General features: G+C 33.6%; 5 protein-coding genes and 1 pseudogene. 4 read left to right on the top strand and 2 right to left on the bottom strand.

Going from position 1 to position 5,203, the window contains the following annotated elements; all coding sequences use genetic code 11:
- Positions 1-3 precede the first annotated feature (3 nt).
- Positions 4-677: pseudogene (locus tag Wcon_RS10685) on the bottom strand (transposase); the annotation flags it as partial.
- Here Wcon_RS10685 and Wcon_RS11520 point away from each other — a divergent pair.
- The 3 genes from Wcon_RS11520 (at position 677) to Wcon_RS10665 (ending at position 3,508) form a co-directional block, all read left to right on the top strand.
- Positions 677-838 (top strand): hypothetical protein, encoded by a 162-nt coding sequence (locus tag Wcon_RS11520; protein WP_179947527.1) that lies wholly within the window; start codon positions 677-679, stop codon positions 836-838. The pseudogene Wcon_RS10685 and the gene Wcon_RS11520 sit on opposite strands and share 1 nt — an antisense overlap.
- A gap of 722 nt (positions 839-1,560) precedes the next feature.
- On the top strand, positions 1,561-2,280 hold the full coding sequence (locus Wcon_RS10670; protein WP_114517984.1) for a hypothetical protein: 720 nt from the start codon (positions 1,561-1,563) through the stop codon (positions 2,278-2,280).
- A gap of 235 nt (positions 2,281-2,515) precedes the next feature.
- The gene (locus tag Wcon_RS10665) at positions 2,516-3,508 is read left to right on the top strand and encodes a hypothetical protein (protein ID WP_237350155.1); all 993 of its coding nucleotides are present in this window, start codon (positions 2,516-2,518) and stop codon (positions 3,506-3,508) included.
- Here Wcon_RS10665 and Wcon_RS10660 read toward each other — a convergent pair.
- A complete protein-coding gene (locus Wcon_RS10660; RefSeq protein ID WP_114517983.1) occupies positions 3,498-4,022 on the bottom strand; it encodes a gamma carbonic anhydrase family protein in 525 nt (174 codons plus the stop codon). The two genes, Wcon_RS10665 and Wcon_RS10660, sit on opposite strands and share 11 nt — an antisense overlap.
- 229 nt (positions 4,023-4,251) lie before the next feature.
- On the opposite strand from Wcon_RS10660, the gene Wcon_RS10655 reads away from it, so the two are divergent.
- A complete protein-coding gene (locus tag Wcon_RS10655) occupies positions 4,252-5,190 on the top strand; it encodes an IS110 family RNA-guided transposase (protein WP_114516788.1) in 939 nt (312 codons plus the stop codon).
- Positions 5,191-5,203 lie beyond the last annotated feature (13 nt).

Genomic DNA, 5,203 nt, shown 5'->3' with positions numbered 1-5,203 from the left:
CTCCTAATAAACTCCTTCAATTAACTGATCCTTTCTAACCAGGACATAACCAAATTCAAGGACTTTTCTACTTAGATTCTTCATAACCCTGTCTTGATAAAGTTTCTCATAATAATCAATTCCTTTTTCTACATATTCTTTTCCATATTTTAGCATATTGTAAAAAATACATGCCAATTTTCTTGCTGTAGCAGTAATTGCTTTCGGTATCTCTAGTCGCTTCTTTAAAACCTCCTGCAGTATGCACCAAGTGCAGTCTTGATACACAGCAAGGCATTCGCAGCACGATTTATAACCTTACGTGTTCTTGTTCCAATAATTTTCCCTCCTGTAATTTTATTAGTAGGACTCAACCCAAGCCATGAAGAAAAATGCTTTTCTGTCTGCCATTTATTGCGATTTATACCTGTTTCTGAAATGATAGTCTGTACACTTAATACATCAAGTCTTGGAACTTTAGTAAAACCCATTCCCGTTATTCGATATAAATCTTCGTCTACGGCAAAATCTGGACTATTCTTCTGCTTCCGCTTTTTTATTTTATTCAATGTTCCGTTCTCATTCAACTTTGTTTCAAATATTTTATAGTAATTTTCTATACTTTTATCACATTCGGTTTGAAAAAAAGTATATGCTGCATATTCTTGTTTCAATACAAACAAGTGTTCTTCTCTATATGATCATAAATATAGAGAAGTTACCGTATGAAATATCACATAAAAAAGGAAATTTGGAAGCAAATTTTGCATTTTTAAAGAGCACAAAAGGAATACACAGTAAAAATGAGGAGAAGTTAAGAATATTTATGGAAGCAGTGTGGCAAAATGGCTGCCAATGACCAAGAATTTACGGTAATTACAGGAGTATACATAGGAGGTTTAAAAAGTGGTGCGAAAAGGGAATTTTGGTAAAATTACTTAAGTATGCACAACAAGATCCAGATTTGGAAATCTCCATAATTGATGGAACAATCATCAGATCTCATTCATGTTCAGCTGGATATAGAAAAGATTCTCAGGCTCAAGAGGCCTTAGGGCGGAGAACTGAAATTCATGCACTTGTTGACGCATTGGGAAATCCACTCAAATTTATTCTGACCTTAGGCCAAAGGAACATCACAGTTCTGACTAAAAATGTCTCTAGCTCCACTGTAGTGGCCGATTGACCAAGCTGTTTTGATAATCCTAATTTTGGTTTCAGTATTTTTGTTTCTCATATCTAACACTCCTTTTTTATGTTATTTTTAACTTACTTTTTTAAGTAAGTCTTGTTTAATACAAAAAATATCTGTACTCACAGCTACCGGTGTAGCACTTAAACCTAGTGCTCAATTTTATGGAACACAAGAACCACAAGGAATAGCAAATGAGAGTTCAGTAACTTGACATAGTTGTACTGCCTTCCCACATTTGAAGCAAGTTATTATTCCATCTCAAACCATAGCACAAAGTAAATATGACTAAAATTTTCTGTTTATGAGTTATATTATGTAAAGACACTATTTGACTTTGGGCTTTGAAGGTACTATGTAATAGCATTATTTAATATGCGAGGTTTATTATGGTTAAAGCAAATGCTGGTGAGAACTCAAAAAAGCTCAAAAACAGTAAAAATCAGACTATGTCACCAAAACGGAGTCGGAATTCTGGTGAAAAGCTATGGAATGCATCAGAAGTATTAGAAGACACAAGAGCAGAATTAAAAAAAAGAAAGCTTGCAATAGAACTAAAAAAAGACCCTGAAATTTCAGAAAAACTGTCAAACGAAGGAATAGAAAAAATAGTGAAGTTGGAAGGGAAAATAGAAGAAGAGGTACAAGAAATAGCAATGCCAATACTACTACTTAAGGAAAAAATAATACAATTACAAGGAGGAAAAATAAAAAAATTGGCTGAACAAGTAGAAAAGCAAGTAAAAGAAATGCAAGAATTATGCAAGAAATTAGAATTAAATGCTAAAATAGAAAAAGAAGATCTAAATAAGCTCAAGGACATAAAGAAAGAATCAGCAAAGTGTTGGAGAGAGTTAGTAAGCTATATGCCTAATTCAAATCCGATAATGTTATATACTGCTGTTATTGGCATTAGTCTCTCTGTTGGGTTGGTAACAAGTACTGTACTTGAGCATACAACTAGACTAAGTATGTTAGCAATAATCAGTATGGCAGCAGTATCTGCACTCGTAGCCGGTTACGTTACATATAAAACAATAGAACCTAATACTAAAGTAGATGAATCAAGAGAATCACACATAAGTAGTACTAGCCATTCACTTCCTTAATCTGATGGATAAAATTTTATCAATTCTTTTTAAGTTGTTTCTTAAAAGGAGAACATCGCTGATGTTCTCCTTTTAATTTGGTTGAAATGCAGAAAGCTCCTATGTTGAAGTTCACAAAGATGTTAAGTATTACCATTAATTCTCAGCTAGTACAATTAGACAAGTGTTCGTGTATCTTATTGACATATTTAACTTATTCTGTTACAATTTTTAGTAGTATGATTAGAGGTAAAAAATGATGAAAGGCTTTAGATTGTTAATTAATCAAGTCAGGCTTTCATGGATTAGCTTAATATTAAAAATAAAGAGCTTCTTTCAAATTCACAACACACATCATCAAACAACCGCTAGCAATGGAAATGACCATACAAAAAAAATAAGTATAGAGAACAAAATAGAAGCGCAAGATAATGAAACTGATTTAGAGGATATATGGTATGATGCTCTAGAAGAGCAAGAATTAGATAGAGAGGAATACTTTGACGCTGTTGAGAGTTTGGATGAACAGGAAAATAGTGAAAGGAAAGAGTATGATGAAAATAAGTGCTACAGTCTACAAGATGGTCTGCAAGAAAAAAACGAATTTGATCGTGCAACACATACTCTTACGCTTGCTTTCGAAATTGAAAAGCCATTGCTAGACTTTGACCTCAGTAAATTTAAATTGTGCAAACTTAAGCAAAGTGGTGGTAAATATACATTTACTCTAGAAGATAACCAGAAAAATCGCATAGAGCTACACTCTGAATACCTTAATATGTATTTTCCTAAGTATTTTGAGAAACACAGTAAAAAAAGAGCATACACTGAACTTTTTTCTCAAGAAGAAAATGGAATTAGAAATGATATTATAATCCCATTACAAGTCCCAAAAGAGATAGGCATACTTACTGAAAAATTCGGCTGGATGAACTTTAAAAAAGTAAATATACAATCCCACATACCAGATTCCCCAAAAGATATAGATCTAAAAGGTTGTAAAGATCATGTAAATTGCTTTCTTAACTCAAACAATACTATATCTCTTTCTCTAACATCGGCAAAAGTACAATATGCAGCTATACTATTAGGTATTCCAACAGAAACAAACTGGCCAATAAAAGATGTTTTAGTTAGAGGTAGTTTTATTAATCAACATATTGACAAGCAACCTAGAGTTGAAGAAGCTTTCGAAGTAGTTGATGTGGAAAATGTGTATCAGAGTCAAAGGTTTCAGCCTAACATGTAGTTTTATATTCTTTCATTAGCATGATATAATTTTGTGCAGATTGTGTAATGTGGTTTATTTCTTCATTTGACATCTTTTTGAAGAATTTTGCTGGCCTGCCAGCCCATATTTCCCCACTTTTTATCACTTTTCCATGTGTCACCAGTGAGCCAGCAGCTACCATAGCTCCAGACTCCACAATCGCATGATCCATTATGGTAGAGCCCATACCAATAAACGCTTTATCATGCACCGTGCATGCGTGTAATACGCAAAAATGTCCTACTGTCACCATACTGCCAATAATCGTATCACCACCTGGGTTTCTATCTACATGAATTACGGTACCATCTTGAATATTCGTTCCATCGCCTATTTTGATTGATCCGACATCTCCTCTAACCACACAATTAAACCAGATGCTCGAATTCCTTCCTATTTCAACCTTACCTATGATACACACACCACCTGCAATAAAAGAACTTTCATCTATTTTTGGTTCATAATCTTTATATTTTAAAATGTGATAGCTCATAATTTAAATAAGGTTTAATACATATGGATTGTATATTAAATCAAAGTCGCAAGGCTATAATGAGCAAGGAGTGATACTGTCAATTGGATTGATTGATAGAAATCGTAGGAATCTCAGTACACTCCTTGCTTAAAAAATGTAGTACGAACGGTAGGGGGATCTAAAAGATCGAATCACAATCCTGTACATCATTTATATTGTTATTTGATTATAATTTATAGGTGCAAAAATGGCTAGAACAGTTTTTATGGGTATTGATGTTTCAAAAGAGACACTTGATATTTCAATCAACAATAAACATCAGCGTATAGAAAATGCAGAAAAAGCTATATCTGAGTTTATAAAGTCAAAAATAGTTAATGTATTTGTTGAATTATGTGTAGTAGAATCAACAGGCGGTTATGAAAAACTTGTCGTAAAATTGTTACAAGAACATAGTATAGTTGTGCATAGAGCTCACCCAAACCGGGTATATGCGTTTGCGAAAGCTTGTAACCATTTTGCAAAAACAGACAAATTAGATGCAAAATTGCTAGAAAAGTATGCTGAATTTATCACAAAAAACGATGAGGTAGTAGAATGTATAGTTTCACAAAAACAAGAAGAACTAAAAGAACTAAGAGCAATTGAGCGTAATCTAAGCGATGATGTTCACGCAAATATGTGTCGTTTACATAATGTGACAGGAAAAGCCAGAGAATATATAGTAAAGCAGATAGAATTTGCCAAAAAACAATTAGAGCAAGTTAGGCAAGACATAGAAGACATAATAGACTCTGACCCTGGTTTGAAGGAAAAAAGCAAACTTCTAACTAGCTATAAAGGTATTGGACGCAAAATTGCGAGTATCCTACTCATAGAAGTACCTGAGCTTGGTAGATTAGATAATAAAGAAATAGCCTGTCTAATTGGAGTTGCACCAAAAACTAATGAAAGCGGAAGAAAGGTAAGCAAAGCTCAAATCATAGGTGGCAGGTTTTATGCTCGAAAAGCATTATACATGTCTGCTGTGGTCGCAATGCGTCATAACAGGAAAATGAAAGCTCTTTATCAGCGCTTAGTTGCTTCTGGCAAAGCCGCTAAAGTTGCATTAGTTGCTGTCATGAGAAAAATCATTATTTGTTTAAATGCCATGGTAAAAAACAATAGTTTTTATCTTGACGCTTAAGACGGTAGATTCC

Source organism: Wolbachia endosymbiont of Cylisticus convexus (assembly GCF_003344345.1).
This window is presented reverse-complemented; position numbering and strand designations above follow the sequence as displayed.

Coding starts and splice junctions, on each gene's coding strand:
- Wcon_RS11520 (WP_179947527.1), top strand. CDS start 677: ATGATCATAAATATAGAGAAGTTACCGTATGAAATATCACATAAAAAA.
- Wcon_RS10670 (WP_114517984.1), top strand. CDS start 1,561: ATGGTTAAAGCAAATGCTGGTGAGAACTCAAAAAAGCTCAAAAACAGT.
- Wcon_RS10665 (WP_237350155.1), top strand. CDS start 2,516: ATGATGAAAGGCTTTAGATTGTTAATTAATCAAGTCAGGCTTTCATGG.
- Wcon_RS10660 (WP_114517983.1), bottom strand. CDS start 4,022: ATGAGCTATCACATTTTAAAATATAAAGATTATGAACCAAAAATAGAT.
- Wcon_RS10655 (WP_114516788.1), top strand. CDS start 4,252: ATGGCTAGAACAGTTTTTATGGGTATTGATGTTTCAAAAGAGACACTT.